Below are 18,854 nucleotides of genomic sequence, written 5' to 3' on the forward strand. Positions count from 1 at the left end.
TATCAAGAGAGGCTGCTTTATGGCAGCTTCTTTTCTTTTTCGGAGGAAAGAAAAATGAAATTTGAAGATTTAAGAAATGTGGTTGAAGATACTATTGAAGCTTATCAAAGAGATCCAGAAATCATTCCAGAACTGATATGGTACCAAGCTAACTTTAATCGGTACACCTTTAAAAATACAATGTCCATTCATGTTCAAAATCGCTATGCCACCCACGTGGCCAGCCAGCAGGAATGGCGCAAACAGGGGTATTCAGTTAAGAGAGGCGAAAAGGGACTTTACATATGGGCACCCGTTATTTCCAAGAGCTTTGTACGGCCAGACGGCGACCGTGTAGGTATCAGCAATGCCACCGATCAGGAAAAACGAGATATCGCTATCGGGAATATTCCAACCAAAGATACGATCGCATACCGGCTGGGTCGTGTCTTTGATATTTCCCAGACCACCTGCCCTCTCGATGATTACCCTCGATTTTATAACAGGGGGTACCAGAATTTTGATCATCGGCAGCTTTTTGACAGCCTGCGAATATTTGCAGAAAAATCCCAGTTTAGGGTTGGCTTTGCCGATGCTCATTCCGTTGGCCTTGGTGGATATTATAACCCCGGCACCAATGAGATTACGCTGTCCAATCAGCTAAAGGACACCCGCAAGCTATCGGCACTATGTCACGAGCTGTCCCTTGGCTTATTGACCAAGACCAGCACCCAACCCACAACAGTGAAAGAGTTTGAAGCTGAGGGCCTTTCTGTCATGCTTCTGCATCAATTGGGCCTCCCTGCCGGGGAAGAACATCAACAGACCATAACCCAGTGTTACCAAAGGATCGATCAAACAACCTATAGCTTGGAGAGTAGCTTTGACCGGATGCAAAAAGCTTTTCAATTTACAGTCAGAGGGCTGCAAACAGAGATTGCCCGCATACCGACAGAGGAAACAGTCCCTTTCCGGCAGCAGCAGGAGGCCCAGCGGAATATAAATGCAAATTTTATGCTGGATATGGATTAGGAGGGATGTCAACAGCCAAGAGACAGGACCCGGAGCCAACTTTTAAGAACCGAAAGAATAAAGCTAACAGAAAATAGCAGTAAAGATTGACCTGCCCTTCAAATTTAGATAGAATGGAGTGAGTATTATGCTGAATTTTCTGTATTCAGTGGTGTGGTGGATGGAAACGATTGTTGCAGCGGTTATCACTGGCGTAGTCGCCTTAGTTGGCTCCTATTTTGCATACTTTGGTAAAACCAAAACTATTCTGGAAAAGATAGAGAATCTTAAATCGAACCTTTCTTCTTCGGGTGATTCTCTTTGCAAAGATCATAATCGCCTTTCCAGAGAACATGGGGGACTGGGCGATAAGCTTGATGTTTTGCAGGTCAAACAGGAGCAGTCGATTCGTACCTCAGACCGAATAATAGAGGTCACACAGGAAACGAAAAATACTGCTCAGAAAGTGTATGACTATACTCTTGAAGAAAAAGCAAAGCAGCAAATGCGATATGAGGCACTATCCGAAAAACAGAAGAGTCTGGATACATTGGTTACCAATAGCGTGGATTCTATCAAAGGCTTGCACGAGGAGTTTTTGCGTGTCAATCAAGAAAATCAAAGTAAAGCCGAAGAAATTGATAGACTCAAGCAGCAAAATGAACAATTGACTGAAAAGCTGAATGATTCAAGGAATCAGAACCAAACACTTAACAGGGAGAATCAAAGTCTCCTTGAGACAAATCAGCGCTTAGGGGATCGGATAGAACAGATGCTCCATCCAGCGCCGAAACCAAAGCCCCGGAGATCTGGCCCTACTATGGAATTTGACAGATAAAAAACAGATCAATTTTTTAAGCGTCAACTGTGAAAGCAGCTGACGCTTTTATCTTTTTAGCAGGAGGATTAATTATGAAGTCCATTAATCGCTTCAAAACTGCCTTATTTATTTTCTGTTTTATAGGAGTGTATTTCCTTTTCACCATTATATTTTCTCTTTCGGAGATCCTTCGGAATTTTAGCTTTGTTACGGTGGTGAGCCGCCTGCCGTTTTTATGGTATGCCAAGTGCATTGTGGCAGCGGGGATTGCCTTTTTGGCTATCAACATGCGCACACTGAATATTGCCTCCACCACGGTGGGGGACGGCCAACATGGTAATGCCCGGTGGGCTACTTCCGCCGAAAAGAAAAAAGTCTATTTGAATGTACCCATGGGCCGTGAGACAGTGCCGGGTCTGGTGATTGGTATTGAGGATGGCCACTGGATTATCGATCCCAGCGACAGCACCGCCTTAATGGTTGCGCCGCCCGGAGCCGGTAAGACCAAGAACGTATATATTCCAACGGTGGAGTACAACGCCCGGGTGCTGGCTAATACCAAAGGATTAGGAGCAAGTCTGATCCTCACCGACAGCAAGGGGGAGCTGCTGCGGAGCTGTGGCCAAAATCTGACCAAGGCCGGTTACCGGGTTTTGTACTTGGATTTCCGCAATCCACTTTACAGTTACCGCAACAACCTGATCCATAACGTTAATGCAGCCATTGATAAATACAAAGCTGCGGATAATAAGCAGGATAGAGTGCTGTATTATGCAGAGGCAGAGCGCCACGCCAAAATTGTGGCCAGCTCCATTGTAGATAATGTGGAAACCAGCAACCAAAACGAAACTTCACAATATTTTACCGAAACCTCCAAGGGGCTAATCACCGGCCTGATTCTGCTGGTGTCGGAATACGGTGCAGAGAGTGAGCGGCACATCATATCGGTATTTAAGCTTATTATTGAGTTGAATGGCCTAGATGATGGCAGTACACAGGATTTGCAGAAGAATAAACTGGATGAACTTCTGGAAAACGTGGACAACGACCGCATCATCAACTTCGTCGGAGCCTCCATGAAGGCTGATGTGCGAACCAGCATGAATATTTTTTCTTCGGCGCTGGGGAAGTTGGTATCCTTCATCGATGCTGAGCTGGAGCAATTGGTTTGCGGCCACTCTCCGGAGCTGGATGCCAAAAGCTTTATTGAGCAGCCTACGGCTATTTTTCTGATCTGCCCGGATGAAAACACAACCCGCCACTTTTTCGCCAGTTTGTTTATCCGCAATCTGATCAATGAGCTGATCGGTTATGCAGAAGAGAGAGGCGGCCAGCTTCCACGATCTGTGCTAAATCTCTGGGATGAGTGGGGAAACATGCCGCCCATTAAGGATATTGATATTTTGTTTACCGCCGCCCGTAGCCGGGGAATTCGCTCATTGGTTGCTTTGCAAAGCCTCAGCCAGATGGAGCAGCGCTACAGCAAGACTAAGGCACAGATCATTAAAGATAGCTGCCAAGTGGTGATGTTTACCTTTGTAGCACCGGCGGCCCGGCCAACAGCGGAGGAATTCAGTAAGGCTCTTGGTGACCAGACCGTGCAAAGCGGAAGTATTACCAAAAGCGAAAAGGGAGGCTCTACCACCTTGAGCATGGTGCGAAAGCCCTTGCTATCTCCAGATCAAATAATACATCTGCGCCGGGGAGAATGGGTGATCAACAAGGCAGGTCACTGGCCGATCCGTTCCCATCTCCCCATTTATCTGGAGTATTTGCCCGAATTTGTCTCCTACAATTCGGGGCGTGGCCGGAATAAGATCATGGAGATACAATACCTAACCGGCGATAAGATCCGTAACCAAGTGCACGGTTCTGAGTATGAGCTGGAGGTAGGCATGTTCGACTAAAAAAGAAAGGGTGAGTGGCTATGCAAAAAGGCTTTGTAAAGATCAGTAATAGTATCTTTGAGTACGGCTTGACCAGCTCCGAGCTGCTGGTGTATTGTTATCTCTCCAGCAAATGCTGGCTGCTCCCTTATGTAACGATCAAGCAAAGCACCATTGCAGCCGCTGTGGGGCTCTCCCGTAACACGGTCATGGCCGCTTTGGCCGGTCTGGATGAAAAGGAGCTTATTGAAAAACGGCAGCGGTATTTTCGTGGCTATCGTGTATCCAACAGCTATTGTGTTTGCCGACCATCGGGCGGCTGGTTCAGGCTCCCAAAAGCAATATTCAGCCTACCAATCAATAAAAGTGATTTTGCCGTGTACCTGTACATACTCCGCTGTGCCAATAAGAAGGGTAAGGGGTTTCCTTCCACCAGCACCATAGCATATGGCTGTGGCATTTCTGAGCCGAGAATTCGCATGGCCATTAAAGCTCTGTCAAGATTGTGTCTTCTTCATAAAAAGCACTATTTGAAGCTCTGTGGGGCTTTTGGCTGCAACAATTTTCGAGTACTTACCATCCGGGAGCGGCAAGCGCTTCTAACCCGGTATCGCAAAAGAAAGAGACAGTCCATCGCAGAGAAGCTTTGGGCTGCCTTTTTTTCTTTTCAGCGCAAAATGGTGGTGCCGATTACAACACCCAAAATTAGCAGCGCTGTCTGGCTTTTTTGCGCAAAGCCGGGTCGAGCTGTTTTTTTGAGAATTTAGGTGGGTAAATAATTGGGCATCTGTATTTATACCCACTTAGGTTACGGACAGTAAAGAAAAGAAAATACAGTTATACCTGTAAGTTATATATCTATCCCGGTGAAAACCCAAAGATATTTTGTTTGATTTTCTCCTCAAAATGTCTCTCAGAAAAGAACAGCCCCTGCGGGTGCGGAGGTGAATGGAGGGCAACGCCCTCCAGAGGGGGACAGCCCCCCTAAAACCTAATTAGGTAAATTAGCGAATGTTTTGTAAAAGCTTAAAATATGCAGGGATTTCAGAGTTCCAGCAATTGCCTCTTGTTTTATTTTAGAATTTAGCTATACTAAACAGGAACAAGTGTTCTTATTTGAGAGGTGAATTGCTTTGGATCGCTCTGTTTTGCATGTGGATATGAATAATTTTTACGCATCTGTCGAATGCCTGTACCGCCCGGAGCTGCGTAAGCTTCCGGTAGCTGTCGGTGGCGATCCAGAGCAGCGCCACGGGATTGTGTTGGCGAAGAACCAAATTGCTAAGCAGTTTGGCGTGCAAACTGGTGAAGCTTTATGGCAGGCCCGGCAAAAATGTCCTAAGATCGTTTTTGTGCCTCCTAATTTTGATCGTTACTTGCGTTTCAGCCAAATGGCCAGAGACATCTATTACAAATATACCGATCAGATAGAGCCGTTCGGCATCGATGAGGCTTGGTTAGATGTAACCGGCAGTACCGGTCTTTACGGCAGCGGGGAAACAATCGCTAATAAAATCCGGAATCAGATTAAGGCTGAATTAGGCGTTACGGTTTCTGTTGGAGTAAGTTGGAACAAAATTTTTGCCAAGCTGGGCAGTGATGTTAAAAAGCCCGATGCTGTAACAATCATTTCCAAAGAAAACTACAAGCAGGTGGCTTGGAGTCTGCCTGCTTCTGATCTGCTCTACGTGGGCAGACAAACCGGTAAAAAGCTACACCGCCATTACATCGATACCATTGGAGCTATTGCGCAGGAGAATCCGGCATGGCTCAAAGCCCGCTTAGGTAAATGGGGAGAGTTCCTGTGGACTTTTGCCAATGGTTATGATATATCCCCCGTGTCCAAGTGTGGGGAAGAGAGTTTTATTAAATCAATCGGCCATAGTCAAACGACTATGCGGGATGTGGAAAATGAAGAAGAGGTTAAAATGCTGGTCTATGTGCTGGCCGAGAGTGTTGCGGCCCGAATGAGGGAACATGGCTTTAAGGCCCGGACTGTTGCTATCAGTGTCAGTGATTCTGAGCTTATAGGTTATGGCAAACAAGGGAAAACTAAGCAACCCACCTTGCTGGTAACCGACATTGCTAAAACAGCCATGGAGCTATTCCGGCAATTGTATCCTTGGAAACATAGCATTCGGAGCGTTGGAATTAAAGCAACTGACTTTATGCTGGATTCTGCACCAGTGCAGCTGGACATATTTGCAGACAGTGGCCGAGCCGATAAAGAAGAAAAGATAGAAAGGGCGGTTGATATCCTGCGCCAGCGATTCGGGCCTTACAGTATACAGCGGGGCGTTGTGCTACAGGATACCAAGCTCACCGGCTTTGCACCCAAAACCGATCACGTTATTCACCCGATAAGTTTTTTCTAGGAGGCACTAGACTATGTCAAGCAAGGTTTTTGTGGATGTGACAGCCAGTTTTGACATAAACGGAAACATCCTCCCGCTGGCGATCCAGTGGGAGGATGGGAGGGAATTTGAAATAGACAGAATTCTGGATGTGCGGCCAGCCGCCAGCTTAAAGGCAGGAGGCTGCGGTATCCGATATACTTGCCGGATCTCAGGCAAACAACGCTTTCTTTTTTTGGAGGAAAACCGCTGGTTTGTGGAGGGCAAAGGATAATTACTCAAAGATTAAACCAATGCAGAACATTCTTTCGCTTCCAAATCATTAAAATTATGTATTTGCATTATTTCTTTTGTTTCTTGTTGCAGTGCTATTAATTGTGATCTGAGTTTTCGATATATAAAATCGGTTGAATGAAGTATTAGATTCATTTGTATATTTGCATTAAGTATAAATCTCTTGGAATTTTCATCATATCCAAATTTTTGGTAGTATTCTATTGCATTTCTACTATAAATTAAGACATGATAATTAACCTTGACATCTCTTGTAATGCAATATTCCAATGTATCAAATGTTCGATTAATAATTTCTTGTAATTGGCGCTTGTGTTGGTCATTTATTGGAATGATATTTATGTTTTTCTCAAATAGTATAATGGCGTGGCTATTTGCTATTGTAAAGATTTTACCATTACAATCAGTATATGCTTTGTCAATTTGAGTCCAAGCAAGATCAAAATCCCTTTTTCTTTGTAAAAACAGTGCATATTGATGTCTAAGATAAGGGTTAACGTTCTTTCTAATAAGACTCTCATAAAATTGAATACCAGCCTGTTTATCAAACGCTTTTGTAGTAATGTCAGCATCATATGCTCTTTTTTTAAAAATATCGTACCTATAAATGATACTGTTGCTTACCCTTTCATGAAAATCAAAAAGAACCTTACTCAGAATGTGTTTTGGAATTAAAAACAAAGACACCTCAGAGTACAGCTTACTTCTCATAATTACATAATCTTGATTGTCTACATAATCATCATCACTCATATTAATCTCTACCAAGATACTGTTCATTTTACGTAATGCAAGTAGAATATCTTCGTATGAATTGATTTCGCAGGAAAAGTAAAAATAAAGCATATCCATTGAGGTGGAGGTGCCACAATAGCTAATATAGTTTACAAGTGCATATAATTCCAGCAAATTTATAGGACAACCACTATTGTGATAATTTTGTAGTGCTCTTATATATTCAGTTATCCTTTCTTTAACCGTGATACTTTTATATGAGTAAAAGACTATCTCTAAAAGAGAAACATTAGCATTGATCTTAATCAAATTCATTGCATCTTGGCTTGATTTGTTCATAGCAGAGCATAGAGTATGAATATCCTCTATATTTAAATCACTAATATCTAAAATGCTTTTAGATTCAATTGATAAAGAGTTCTTGACGAACTCGAAGTTCAATGTTCTTTCGGTAGTTACAAGCCTAATATTGCTATATTCTTTAAGAACATTAAAAGCATCTAAATTACTATATAAATTGTCCATAAACACTGTGACGTTTGTATCGTTGGATACTAAATTAGCAAGTCGTTTAGCCTCTGATTCGATCATCCCATTAAACCAAAATTTACGCCCAGAAACTTCATTTGCCAAAGCTAATTGTAAAAGTAAAGTAGATTTGCCGCAACCAGGAATCCCCGTAATTAATGTTATTTTATTCTTTAGAACAAGATTAAAAGCTTTGGCAAAATAAGAGGTGCGTTTGACATTTACGGATTTAATATCAGAGATTTGTGGTTCTGCACCTTGGAAAAAATCCGTTACCGGTCGAGCCAAAGATTTTTTTACTAATTCTTTACAGACATAATTATTTGGAAATGTATCACGATATTCGTGGTATATATACTTATCATCATTAGATATTTTGGATAAAGGCAAGTTGTCTAAGTAATCTATTAAATCCAATGTATCAGATACTATAACATAAAAACCTTTTTCGTGATATTCTTCTACTAATTCTTCATATCCTTCTTCTGGATAAACGACAATCCATTTTGGCATTTTAATTTTGTTATATTCTTCTCCCTGAGATAATAATTGAATTGTATTGCTATCGCTTAAACTTGTACCCCAAAATAAGCATGGCGAAGATGCCATTTTATAGCTAACTGTAGAAAACAACGTATGATCCTGAGAGAATAAACTATGTAACTCTTGTTCGGTGAAAGATAGTCTGCTTTCAATAGGATAGGTGACAGAGCCATGTAACTTAAAGTAGTTAATTATATTACTTTTGTCAATATAGCCTTCAATATTGACATCTGATATATCAACTTTCGAGTCACTATGGCTAAATATTTTTTCTATTAAATCGTCTATATTAGTAGATATAATGTTCTTAATAGGTAATCTATTGATCTTTAAATATTTTAAATCAAATTCCTTTACTTTATAGGTTGTTCTCAGAATGCGACATAAAGTATCATTGTGATTCAACTTGATTTTTTGGCAGGTTTGGCTTAAAGTTAAATTTCTTTTGCTTTTTATATCAAAACATTCTTTTAGAGTTTCATTTATTTTATAACCTAAAGGAAGAAAATCACCATTTTCATTTTTGGCATAAGTGGAAAAGCCAGCACCTAAAAATAAATTTAGATGATTTTGCTCTACCATGTCAATAAATATTCTCTCATATTCAAAGCTCTTTACGCTCATTTTGAGTATCCCTTCCTTTTTCATAATATCTACTAATTCATTTTATTAATGATAATTACTTGGTAATATATACTATTATACCCTATCCTAAACAGTATAGGCAAGGGTGGTAATATATGAATAACAAAGCATAAATTAGTTCATAAAAGGCAAAACATTCAGCTCAAACGAATACCTGCATAAAAAAGCCCCGCATTATTGCGGGGCTTTGCAATCTTCTGGGACCTTGTCATCACGCAGCCCTTTAAAGGCCGGTTGCCGCAAACCACCAGAAGGGGTATATTCCATAAAGCGCACTGTGCAAACCAGCTTCGGTTTCAACCATTCAGCACCTTCAAAATCAGGAAAATCAGCATAGTACTTTTGTTTTGCCGACTTGGTTGCTTTAGTCATTTGCTTATAATCTTGACGGGATACACCCATGACCACATGTCCTCGATAAACCAAACTGTCGCCCATGTAACTACCTAAAATGACGCTGATTAGATTTTCAGCTTTTTGATAGTAGCCGCATACCACAAAGTCGTCATCCAATAGTGTTTTGCACTTTATCCAATCCTTTGTGCGCTTGCCAAAGTAATATTTGCTGTCTTTGCGCTTGGCAACTATCCCCTCAAAACCCTGTGGTTCCAGCGCATTGTATAAGGCAATCCCTTGGCCACTTACAAAGCGGGATACACCAAATCCCTCAGATTCTTTTACAGCCTTTTGCAGCAGGCTTTTACGTTCCAAGAGGCTTTGTGTGGATACATCCTTACCGTCCCAATATAAAATATCAAATGCCATAAATTTAATAGGTGCTTGGCTTGCTGCCAGCTGGATTTTAAAGTTGTTTTTCATAAGAGATCTGCGGTGGGCTTCATAAAAATCTTCTTTTCGTCCCAGAGCAAAATAGATCTCGCCATCAAGTAGGCATTTTCTCTTCCTTGTAATTTGCTTATTCATGCCCCCTAGTTCCGGGAATATGGCGGTTTTATCCGTGTTGCGCTTGTCCCTTAGGATAGTCCCAGATGTGTCCAAATAAGCAAAACACCGCACTCCATCCGGTTTAAGCTCATAAAGCCACTCTGGATCATCAAAAGCAGGCTTTTCTTCTGCTATCAGCATGGGGGTAACTCTTTTATCTTCAAAGATATCAGCCATTTTTATGCGCCTTTGCTCTTAGTGGTACGTTTCTTTGGCTTGTTTTCTTTCGTTGCCTCAATGCTTTTTTGTAGTGCTTCCATAATGTCAATAACGTTGCCACCGGAAGATTGTTCAGAGGTTCCAGCCACAACTTCTTTGCCGGATATTTTAGTGGATATTAGATCTTTTAATTTTTCTTGATACTCGTCTTTGTATTGTTCTGGAGCAAAATCCTGTTTCATTCCGTTAATCAAGGTTTGGGCCATTTGCAATTGCGGAGCATCTACCTCGGGGCGGATATAATTAGGCAGCGCCTTTACTTCGTCTGCAAAAAACATGGTTTGGCAGAGCAAACCATCTTCACGGGGTATTAGGGTTATTAAAGTATCCTTTGTACCCATCACCACTTTGGCAACGGCCACAACTTTTTCCTGCATCATAGCCGTCCGAAGCAACTCAAATGCCTTTTCTCCGCCCGTTTCGGGGATAGCATGATATGTTTTGTCATAATATACTGGGCTGATTGTATCCAGTGTTGTAAAGTGGATAATCTGCATTGAGCGGTCTTTCTCTGTCTTAATCTTTTCAAATTCTTCATCGGTCACGATCACATACTGGTCTTTGTCATACTCAAAACCTTTGACGATGTCCTGAGTAGTCACTTCTTTGCCACAGTGGCCGCAAGTCTTTTTATACCTTATGCGGCTGTTGTCATCTTTGTGGAGCTGATTAAAGTGTACATCATTATCCTGAGTGGCGGTGTGTAAGGAAACAGGAATATGGACAAGACCGAATGAAATAGCTGATTTTGTTGCCATAGCAATACCTCCTTTTAGGAGTAGTATTACCGGATTAACAACAGAAAAACATCCCCCCACTGGAGAGCCATAGGGGGACGGATAGGAATAGTAGAAAAAGACTGATTACTGAGTAACCAATCATTAATAAGAGATAGATATAAACGTGTAGACGATATTACTCTTCTGAATGACTTAAATCCTCCTCAATTAGTTTGTTAATGTACCCCTGCAAGCTCATGCCTTTTGATTTGGCATGGGCTTTTATTATCTCCTTCTGTCCTTTTTTTACTTGTAGACGAATATCATCATAGGCTTTTTTAGCAAAAGAATTTTTAATCTCAGCATTTGTTTTAACTTTAGGTCGTGCCATAAGATCACCTCTAAGGAATTATAGCATAAATTTAAAATCATGTACATGTATTTTATTTACATATTTTACTGAGCAGAATTGGATAGAATGTCAATTTACATACATGTACATGTATGTTATAATGAATACATAAGATAAACCAAGGAGGTCAACATCATGGCACTAGCAACAAGATTTGGCAGCGGAACAAGAACAATGACATTGGATACACCTTTAACGGATGATCAGCTCTTTCGGGTTGCCCCTTCAATATTTGCAGAAGATAAGCACGGCAGCCGTTCCGATCGTTACACCTACATTCCCACCATCGAGGTGCTAAATGGCTTGCGAAATGAAGGCTTTCAACCTTTCATGGCAGCACAATCCAGAAGTCGAATTGAAGGAAAGAGCGAATTTACAAAGCATATGGTAAGACTTCGTCAAGCAGGCCAAATCACCGGCCCTGAGGCCTTCGAGATCATCCTTATTAACAGTCATGATGGCACCAGTTCCTATCAGATGCTGGCTGGTATATTCCGATTTGTTTGTCACAATGGCATGGTAACAGGCGATACTATCCAAGATATGCGTATTCCTCACCGGGGTAATATTACCGACAATGTAATCGATGCAGCCTACACAATCCTAGAAGATTACGATACCGCCGCCGAAGAAATTGAGAAAATGAAATCCTTGCAGCTAACAGAAGGGGAGCAAGCGGCCTATGCTCAGGCGGCACTGGCTTTGAAGTATGAAGACTATGCACCCGTTGAACCCGATCAGCTCCTACAGGCTAGGCGCTACGAAGATCGGAAAGACAGCATATGGAGTACATTTAACCGAGTGCAGGAAAATATGATTAAGGGCGGCCTGCACGGCAGAACAACCAATGGCAAGAAGACCAGTACCAGAAAGGTACAGTCCATAGACACTGACGTAAAACTCAACAAAGCTCTTTGGATTCTAGCTAACAAAATGGCTGAATATAAGGCCTGATAGAATAAGGGTAGGGAATTTCCCTCCCTGCCCTTATTTTTTCTTTTTATCGCAATTCCCTTGCAATATTCCAAAAAGGTATGAAACCTAACAGAAAAAAGGTATTGCGCTTGGAAAGCGTTTCTGCTACACTAGGGGGCAAGAACAATATTTTGACAAAAAAATAAGACCCCCACAGTCTGGCACTGTTGACGCAGCAACCAGACTTGCGCCTTAGAGATGTCCAACGCATCTGCTAAGACTTGTGAGAGCCTTCTTGTCGTGATTTTATCATGACTGAAGATAGATTGCAAGAGCTTACAGATGTTATCCTCGCTGGCAAAGTGTGGTAACGACTGTGGGCTCTTGTGCTTTTTTGGTTTAGACGCTCCATGCGTTTAAATAGATCCAGCATCCAGCTACCGCTTAATAAAACTGGACTGCTGTGCGGGACAGGCCTTGCTGAGAAGCACTGCCAACCTACTGGAGAACCTTGAAAACAGAAGAAAAGGCATCAACTGCACATTCTTTTACTGACCGTGGTAAACGGAAAGCGGCACCGACAGATACGCTATGATCTGGAATACGAACAGTGAGCGACAATATCTGGTCGAAAAACGATTACGGTCAATCGTACCGCCAAGACCCAGTAAAAAGGATAATGATACTTCTGCGTTCAATGGCAGTCCTGTCCGGATGGGGGGGAAGCTCCGTGTAGGAGCTATGCACCTACTAACCATAGGTGGCTTTTGGTGTCGGTCTAAACATTTATATAATAGGGTTGGGTGTCTCATCCACACCCTCCCTTTATATACTTGTTATATTGCAGAAGGGCCTATCCAAAGATAGACCTTTCTACAATATAATTCTTGGTGCAGATGGCGGGACTTGAACCCGCACGCCTTGTGAGCACTACCCCCTCAAGATAGCGTGTCTGCCGATTCCACCACATCTGCATATGAACACTGCTAATTCGCAAGTGCAAGCTAAATTATATCAGCAAGTGGGGTGTATGTCAAGAATAATATTACTTTTATTTGCAAAATACTACAATTACTTTGAGGATAAGCATAAGACCTTGATTCTGTGCGCTTTACAGTTGATCAGGGCCTATATATAAATTGAAGAGCAGAGAGTTCCCGCGAGGTAGGAGCTCTCTGCTCTGTTGTATACCGGGTAGTTGAAACAATCAATCAGGCTTGCTCATCCATAAACTGACCAGAGCCGAAGTGCCCGAGTTTAGAGGCTTCCTGTGCTGTGGCCGCATTGCTGCTTTGCTGGCTGGTAGAAGAAGAGGCGCTTTCCTTCTGCAACTGTGCCAATTGTGCCTGAAGCTGGGTCAGCTGGGTCTGATAAGTGGCAAGCTGCTGGGATTTTGTCTCTGCGTCCAGACTATCATCGCTGTTGATTTTTGAGATGCTTTTTTCCACTTCAGCAATCTGCTTTTGAAGCTGGCTGATTTTAGATATGCTGGAGCTGCCGTCTGAGGAATAGGTACCGGTTACACCTGTAATATTCAATGCTGTAGACCTCCTTTATTACAATAAGGATAGGCCTCCCAGCTTAAAATAAGCTTAAAATATTGTCGAAAAAAGTCTAATCATAGCGAATTGTGTGGATGGTAAGGATGCCATCGTTATAATCCACCTGTGATTCATCCACCATGACACCCACCAGCATGAGGGAAAAATCCGTTTCCGCCTCGCTGGTCAGGCCCCAGTAGTTTTGTTCCACTTCCTGCTGGCGGGGGCGGTTCAGCTCCAAACGAATTTCATCCAACACCTGAGAGGATACCTGGGGGATGTGAGCGCGTATAATAAAATGGGAGGCACCCTCGGTGGCTTTTAAATCCACATTCATATCATGAGAACCTAAGAAATGACAGTATGTCATTAAATCTTCGATGATCCGAAGCTGTTTTTCAAATTTAAATTTCATCTCTGACTCCTATTCTTCCACTCGTTTAAAAGTTAAAATCACAGGCACCAGCAGCAATGCCACAAAGCCCGCGGCAAAGCCATTGTTATAAAGATTCAAGCCATTGCTTAAATAACCGGCGTGAATCACGATGTTTACATGTAAAAACCCGGCAACAACACCCCAGAACCATCCGAAATGCCCGGCAATGGGTGCAAGGCCGGTAGAAAACAAAATAGCCAGAATGTTGCTGGGGCTGGTAAAGCCCAATGTGTTAAAATAGCCGCACAAAACCGCTCCCGCGACCACAGGCAAACAGTTTTTAAGATGCTTGCCAAAGCTTCCAAAGCCAATAATGGTAAAAATACCGGCTATAGTTGGCCCGTTGAGATCGGCTCCCAAGGCCAGAACCAATGTGGTGGCGAAAAATCCCAGAAGCCCCATATTGATATAAATAGTTTCCTCAAAAAGCAGATGAAAATCCGAGACCAACCGGCCGGAAAGTGAATACATTTTTTTTAGGTTCGTTCCGTGTTTTTGCCCCCGACCCAAAACAAAGCCTGCCACAATAAGACCCGCCGAGAGAATATACAAAAAAACAGCAAAAGGCAGGTTGCTACCGGTATGCCAGTGCAGCTCCGGTTCCACCACAATCCCTACACTTTTCAGTATGGAAATGAGGAACATGGCAATCAAACCACCGGCGAAGCCCATGCTGTAAAGGTTATAACCATCGTGCACCCGCACCACATAAGAGGAAATGGCCGGGAAAAGAAACCCAATGGCAATGCCCAGCAGAACCCCTATGGCAATCCCCTGTCCACGGGAAAACACCCCAAGAAAGCTGATTTCACTGACCACAGGGCATAAAGTGGCAATCAGCAGGGAAGCCAAGGAATAGTTGAGAAAAGGCTCACGCTGATAACGGGCATAAAGCCACACCCCCACAATCAGGGGGATCATATTGAAAATATTTTTGCCGAAAAAGGCAAAGCCCGATGTCAGCCATAAAGCCATAATGGTAGCGCCATTGGGTTTGACACCTGCCAGAAGCATTAGAAATACCCCAAAGCCGCCTACAATGGCGGCATTGACCAGTGTGGCTCCCACACCGCCAATCTGCATATAATCGGTGATCAAAATGCTGCGTGAAAACTGAATGCGCCAAAAGCCCTGCCAAATATTCTGGGGTGTATCCAGCACAAAGGCAGCGATAAGAAAAAAGACATGGCTGGCGAGAATCAGTATGTAAGGCGGATACAACCGCCGGTGAAAATGTGCTTGTCGATGCATAGGCAAACCCCATTCTTCACTGGATAAGAGCAAAGGCGCTTCAAAAAATCAAACAGTTTTATACTTTGTTGTGAAATAAAATAAGTATAGCATAGATCATAAAAAATAAAAAGCTGTAAAATCTGCGGGATAAATGCGGAAATGTATAGCTGTTTGCAGATCAAACAAAGCAATTTTTTATGTATGCGGGCAGAGATTGCGACTGTCTGACGCAGATTCTACTATAAAGTAGCTCGAATAAAAGGGGATGCTGCGTTTCGGAATATCTGGCAAAAAACTTCAAATTTGGACGGTTCTTCCATTACCATCCTTTACAGCCGCAGGAAAAACAAGTATAATTTTGGTAATATGAATTATAAAGTATGCTTTTCCGTCAGGGTCTTTTTCTCTGGGGCAAAGCTTTAGGAGTATTTTTCGTGGGTTATGGTTTAGTCTGCTGGAGCAGGGGGCATTTACATTGAAAAAAAGGCTGTGGTACAAAAAAACGATTCTTATCGGGTTGGTTCTGATCCTGCTTCTGGTGGGTGTTCTCGGAAGGCGCTGCTTTGCTGAAAACCCGCTGGAAAAGCAGCGGAGCTTTGTTTCCCCTTCTTATGTTTCAACGGGAAGCGATGGTACCATGGTTGTGGTGGATAAAAGCAAAACCCGGGTATCCCTCATTAATCCCCAAGGTGAGGTAATCGCCACCATCAACGGGGGAGTTCGCAGCGATCGGAATTTTTATTATGCGGAATACGCCTGTACCGATGGCCGCAAAATCTATATTTGCGATGTTCTTTACACCTCCATTGGCACCGAGGTGATGGCAGAGCGCATCTTTCAGTATGATCTGAGCGGACGCTTTGAGCGGATTGTCTTTGAACAGACCTATTCTGATGGTGAAATGCCTCTCCAGAAGGGATATCTTTCTTCCGTGCGGGCGGATGGAGGGGAACTGAACTTTCTGCTCGGCAAACCGGAAATGCTGGGGCTTTATAGGGCTGCTCCGGAGGGTGCAGAGCTGATACGCAGCCTTTCCACCGTGCATGTGCCTTATCGTCATTTTTCAGTTTATGACCCTGTTTCCCGGACGATCAGCCTCAGTGATAAGAGAGGGCTGCTCTATACCGAGAAAAAGGGCACTCTTGTGCAAATTAAGGATTGGTCGGAAAGCCGGGGAGAGCGGGTTTATTGGGAGCTGGCCTCCACGGGGGATGGACAGCTCTATGCGGCTGATCCGGCCACACGTCAGGTGGTTCGCATTTCGGATGAACGCCCGCTCATTCCTGCGGAGCTGGCACAGGAAAACCGTATTCTTTACCGCCTGTCCGGCAACGAAAAGGGTATACTCTCCTTTACAGACAACCGCACCGTTTTTCAGATGACAACCAAGGGTGAAATTCTTTTTTCCGGAACACAGGTTCCTTTTGCAACCAGCTATTTTATCAATCGGCTGGCCGTTTGGCTCTGCGGTGGCAGTGGTGCTCTTATGGTTTGTCTGGGAGCAATATGGCTTTTGGTTCGGATTTTTCGCACCAGCCAATCCCACCTGAAGCGCACCACCATTTTGCTGGAGGTTGCCATTATTCTGACCTCCGTTGTGGTCACCAGCACTTTGCTGGGCAGTGCCCACCAGCGCCTGCGCAATAAGGATGTGGCCACTCTTAAACGAACGGTCAGCTCCATTTCCGGTACCTCGGGGCAAACCTTTGGGGATGCCTTATGGCGGATTGATACCCTCAGCGATTATGCAGGGCCGGATCATGCCACCATCCGAAAATACTTGGATGTATATTGTGCGGCGGCTTCAGAAAATGGCTCTAACCTCTATTATATTCTCTTTAAAGCCTCAAATGGTCTTGTTTATGGTGTGGTGGATTATGAGGATACCACCGGTACCATTTATCCCCACTCTCCCTATAAGGATTCCGGTTTTGACCGGGTTATGGAGGAGGGGGCCGTGGTGATGATCGAGAGCCAAGCCGATTCTTACGGCTTCTGGACCTATGCCCAAGCCCCTGTCTATAACAGCAGCGGGCAGATTGTTGGAATTTTGGAAATTGGCTCTGACCTTAACAGCGACCGGATGCTGAATCAGAATCAGGTGCAGGGCATTGTCATTTCCACAGCGGTGCTGCTGCTGATCATACTCCTGATGGTCACCGAAGGAACGGCGGTGGCGGAGTGCCTCTCTCAGTATTCGCAGGCCAAAGAAGAGGGAGGCGGGCGGCCTCACATCCCCGAATTTATTCGGCCCCTTTCCTTTCTGATCTTTTTTGCGGATAATGCCTCTGCCGCTTTTATTCCCCAGCTTTCCGAGCAGATGCTGCTGGCCTCGGGGCTTGGAATTTCGGCCACCTTGGGAGCGGCGCTGCCCATGTCAGCTCAGCTTTTCTGCATAGCCCTCATGGCTTTTTTAGGTGGGTATTTTACTGACCGGATGGGCACCAAACGAGTGCTTTTGTTTGGGATTGTGATTCAGTTTGCCGGTTATTTGATGGTTGCTTGGTCGGTGGCGGCAAATGGCTATCTGCTGCTGCTTTTTGGCAAAATTATAGGCGGCTGCGGGCAGGGGCTTTCGGTGGTTTCCATCAACACGCTCCCCACGCTGACTTGGGATGAAGAGCGGAAGAACAACCTGTTTTCCGGGCTGAATGTGGGCCTTATGAGCGGCGTGGTGGTGGGTACCTCCATTGGTTCCCAGATTGCTGAGGCGGCTGGTTATGCCGTTACCTTTCTGGTTTCGGCGGCTGTTATGGTGCTGGCATGGTTTATGGGCTGGGCAACCCTTTCAGGTAAGGTTGCGAAGCCTGCTTTAACCGGTGCTCAAGCGGAGGCCAAAGCCCAGGAAATGAGCACCTATGATTTTCTGCGGAGCAAGAGCGTTTTTTCCTTTTTGCTTCTGCTGATGTTCCCTTTTTTGGTGCTGATGTATTTCAAGGATTATGTATTCCCGCTGCTTGCTTCTTCCGCAGGCCATTCCGATTCCACCATCGGCAACATTCTGCTTTTGGGAGGCGCACTTTCTATTTATCTGGAGCCTGTGCTCTCCAGGGTTACACTGAAATATCTGAAGGCGAAAGGCTCTATTGTATTGGCCAGTCTGCTTTATATTGCGGCTTTATGGATTTTTGCCTTCCGCCCCAATATGACCACCTCGGTGATCGCGGTGCTTATTTTGAGTGTGGCGGGGTGTTTTGGTTTGGTCAATCTTGGCATCTATTATTCCTCCATGCCTGTTTCCCTTGCGTTTGGAAGCGGTAAATCCATGGGGGTATACAGTTTGTTTGATAATTTGGGCCAAACAGCCGGGCCGCTGCTGTTTGGCGCAATGCTGATTCTGGGATACGGCCCAGCTTGCTTTTATATCGGAGGTGCCGCTCTTGTTCTTCTGCTGGCGTTTCTGCTTTTCAATCGGCCCGGCAAAAAGCAGTCAGTCTGGAAAGGAAGGAGGGGGAAGTGGCGCAGCACAGTACAGGATAAACCCGCTTTGTAAGCCCGATCCTTCCTTTGCTGCAGTTTAAAACTACGCTGCAGTTTTAAACCTATACAGCTATAAAAGCGGACAGTTCATCTTTCCCACCGGGGCTTTAAACAGCATTCCTGTTCGAAACATAAGCAGTACGAAGGAAAGGAAGCTAT

Annotated in this window: 15 protein-coding genes and 1 tRNA gene; 8 read left to right on the forward strand and 8 right to left on the reverse strand. The window is 44.0% G+C overall.

Annotated elements, in window-relative coordinates:
• Positions 1-54: 54 nt before the first annotated feature.
• The 6 genes from U6B65_14835 (at position 55) to U6B65_14860 (ending at position 6,324) form a co-directional block, all read left to right on the forward strand.
• Positions 55-1,011 (forward strand): hypothetical protein, encoded by a 957-nt coding sequence (locus U6B65_14835; GenBank protein ID WRS28970.1) that lies wholly within the window; start codon positions 55-57, stop codon positions 1,009-1,011.
• A 127-nt stretch (positions 1,012-1,138) separates the two neighbouring features.
• Positions 1,139-1,828: a hypothetical protein gene (locus U6B65_14840; GenBank protein WRS28971.1), complete on the forward strand. Its 690-nt coding sequence runs from the start codon at positions 1,139-1,141 to the stop codon at positions 1,826-1,828.
• 74 nt (positions 1,829-1,902) lie between these two features.
• On the forward strand, positions 1,903-3,717 hold the full coding sequence (locus U6B65_14845) for a type IV secretory system conjugative DNA transfer family protein (protein ID WRS28972.1): 1,815 nt from the start codon (positions 1,903-1,905) through the stop codon (positions 3,715-3,717).
• 20 nt (positions 3,718-3,737) lie between these two features.
• Positions 3,738-4,463, forward strand: a complete 726-nt coding sequence (locus tag U6B65_14850; protein ID WRS28973.1) for a helix-turn-helix domain-containing protein — start codon at positions 3,738-3,740, stop codon at positions 4,461-4,463.
• 381 nt (positions 4,464-4,844) lie between these two features.
• Complete coding sequence (locus U6B65_14855; protein ID WRS28974.1) at positions 4,845-6,071, forward strand: DNA polymerase IV; 1,227 nt, start codon at positions 4,845-4,847, stop codon at positions 6,069-6,071.
• Positions 6,072-6,084: 13 nt separating this feature from the next.
• Positions 6,085-6,324, forward strand: coding sequence for a hypothetical protein (locus tag U6B65_14860; protein WRS28975.1), 240 nt, complete (start codon positions 6,085-6,087; stop codon positions 6,322-6,324).
• A gap of 11 nt (positions 6,325-6,335) precedes the next feature.
• Here the strand turns inward: U6B65_14860 and U6B65_14865 are convergent, their stop codons facing one another.
• The 4 genes from U6B65_14865 to U6B65_14880 form a co-directional block, all read right to left on the reverse strand.
• Positions 6,336-8,774, reverse strand: coding sequence for an SIR2 family protein (locus tag U6B65_14865; GenBank protein WRS28976.1), 2,439 nt, complete (start codon positions 8,772-8,774; stop codon positions 6,336-6,338).
• A gap of 195 nt (positions 8,775-8,969) precedes the next feature.
• Complete coding sequence (locus tag U6B65_14870) at positions 8,970-9,917, reverse strand: DNA ligase (protein WRS28977.1); 948 nt, start codon at positions 9,915-9,917, stop codon at positions 8,970-8,972.
• A 2-nt stretch (positions 9,918-9,919) separates the two neighbouring features.
• The gene (locus U6B65_14875) at positions 9,920-10,717 is read right to left on the reverse strand and encodes a Ku protein (GenBank protein WRS28978.1); all 798 of its coding nucleotides are present in this window, start codon (positions 10,715-10,717) and stop codon (positions 9,920-9,922) included.
• 157 nt (positions 10,718-10,874) lie between these two features.
• The gene (locus U6B65_14880; GenBank protein WRS28979.1) at positions 10,875-11,069 is read right to left on the reverse strand and encodes a hypothetical protein; all 195 of its coding nucleotides are present in this window, start codon (positions 11,067-11,069) and stop codon (positions 10,875-10,877) included.
• Between the two features lie 156 nt (positions 11,070-11,225).
• Here U6B65_14880 and U6B65_14885 point away from each other — a divergent pair, with 156 nt between their 5' ends.
• A complete protein-coding gene (locus tag U6B65_14885; protein ID WRS28980.1) occupies positions 11,226-12,044 on the forward strand; it encodes a DUF932 domain-containing protein in 819 nt (272 codons plus the stop codon).
• 849 nt (positions 12,045-12,893) lie between these two features.
• On the opposite strand, the gene U6B65_14890 is transcribed toward U6B65_14885, so the two are convergent.
• The 4 genes from U6B65_14890 to U6B65_14905 all read right to left on the reverse strand — a co-directional run bounded on the left by U6B65_14890 (position 12,894) and on the right by U6B65_14905 (position 15,233).
• Positions 12,894-12,979, reverse strand: a tRNA-Leu gene (locus tag U6B65_14890).
• Positions 12,980-13,216: 237 nt separating this feature from the next.
• Positions 13,217-13,543, reverse strand: coding sequence for a FlxA-like family protein (locus U6B65_14895; GenBank protein WRS28981.1), 327 nt, complete (start codon positions 13,541-13,543; stop codon positions 13,217-13,219).
• Between the two features lie 76 nt (positions 13,544-13,619).
• Entirely contained in the window at positions 13,620-13,961 is a 342-nt protein-coding gene (locus U6B65_14900; protein ID WRS28982.1) for a hypothetical protein, read from the reverse strand.
• A 9-nt stretch (positions 13,962-13,970) separates the two neighbouring features.
• Positions 13,971-15,233 (reverse strand): DUF1576 domain-containing protein, encoded by a 1,263-nt coding sequence (locus U6B65_14905; GenBank protein WRS28983.1) that lies wholly within the window; start codon positions 15,231-15,233, stop codon positions 13,971-13,973.
• 457 nt (positions 15,234-15,690) lie between these two features.
• On the opposite strand from U6B65_14905, the gene U6B65_14910 reads away from it, so the two are divergent.
• Positions 15,691-18,708 (forward strand): MFS transporter, encoded by a 3,018-nt coding sequence (locus tag U6B65_14910; GenBank protein WRS28984.1) that lies wholly within the window; start codon positions 15,691-15,693, stop codon positions 18,706-18,708.
• The last annotated feature ends 146 nt before the right edge of the window (positions 18,709-18,854 follow it).

The organism is Oscillospiraceae bacterium MB08-C2-2, assembly GCA_035621215.1.
GTDB lineage: Bacteria > Bacillota > Clostridia > Oscillospirales > Ruminococcaceae > WRAV01.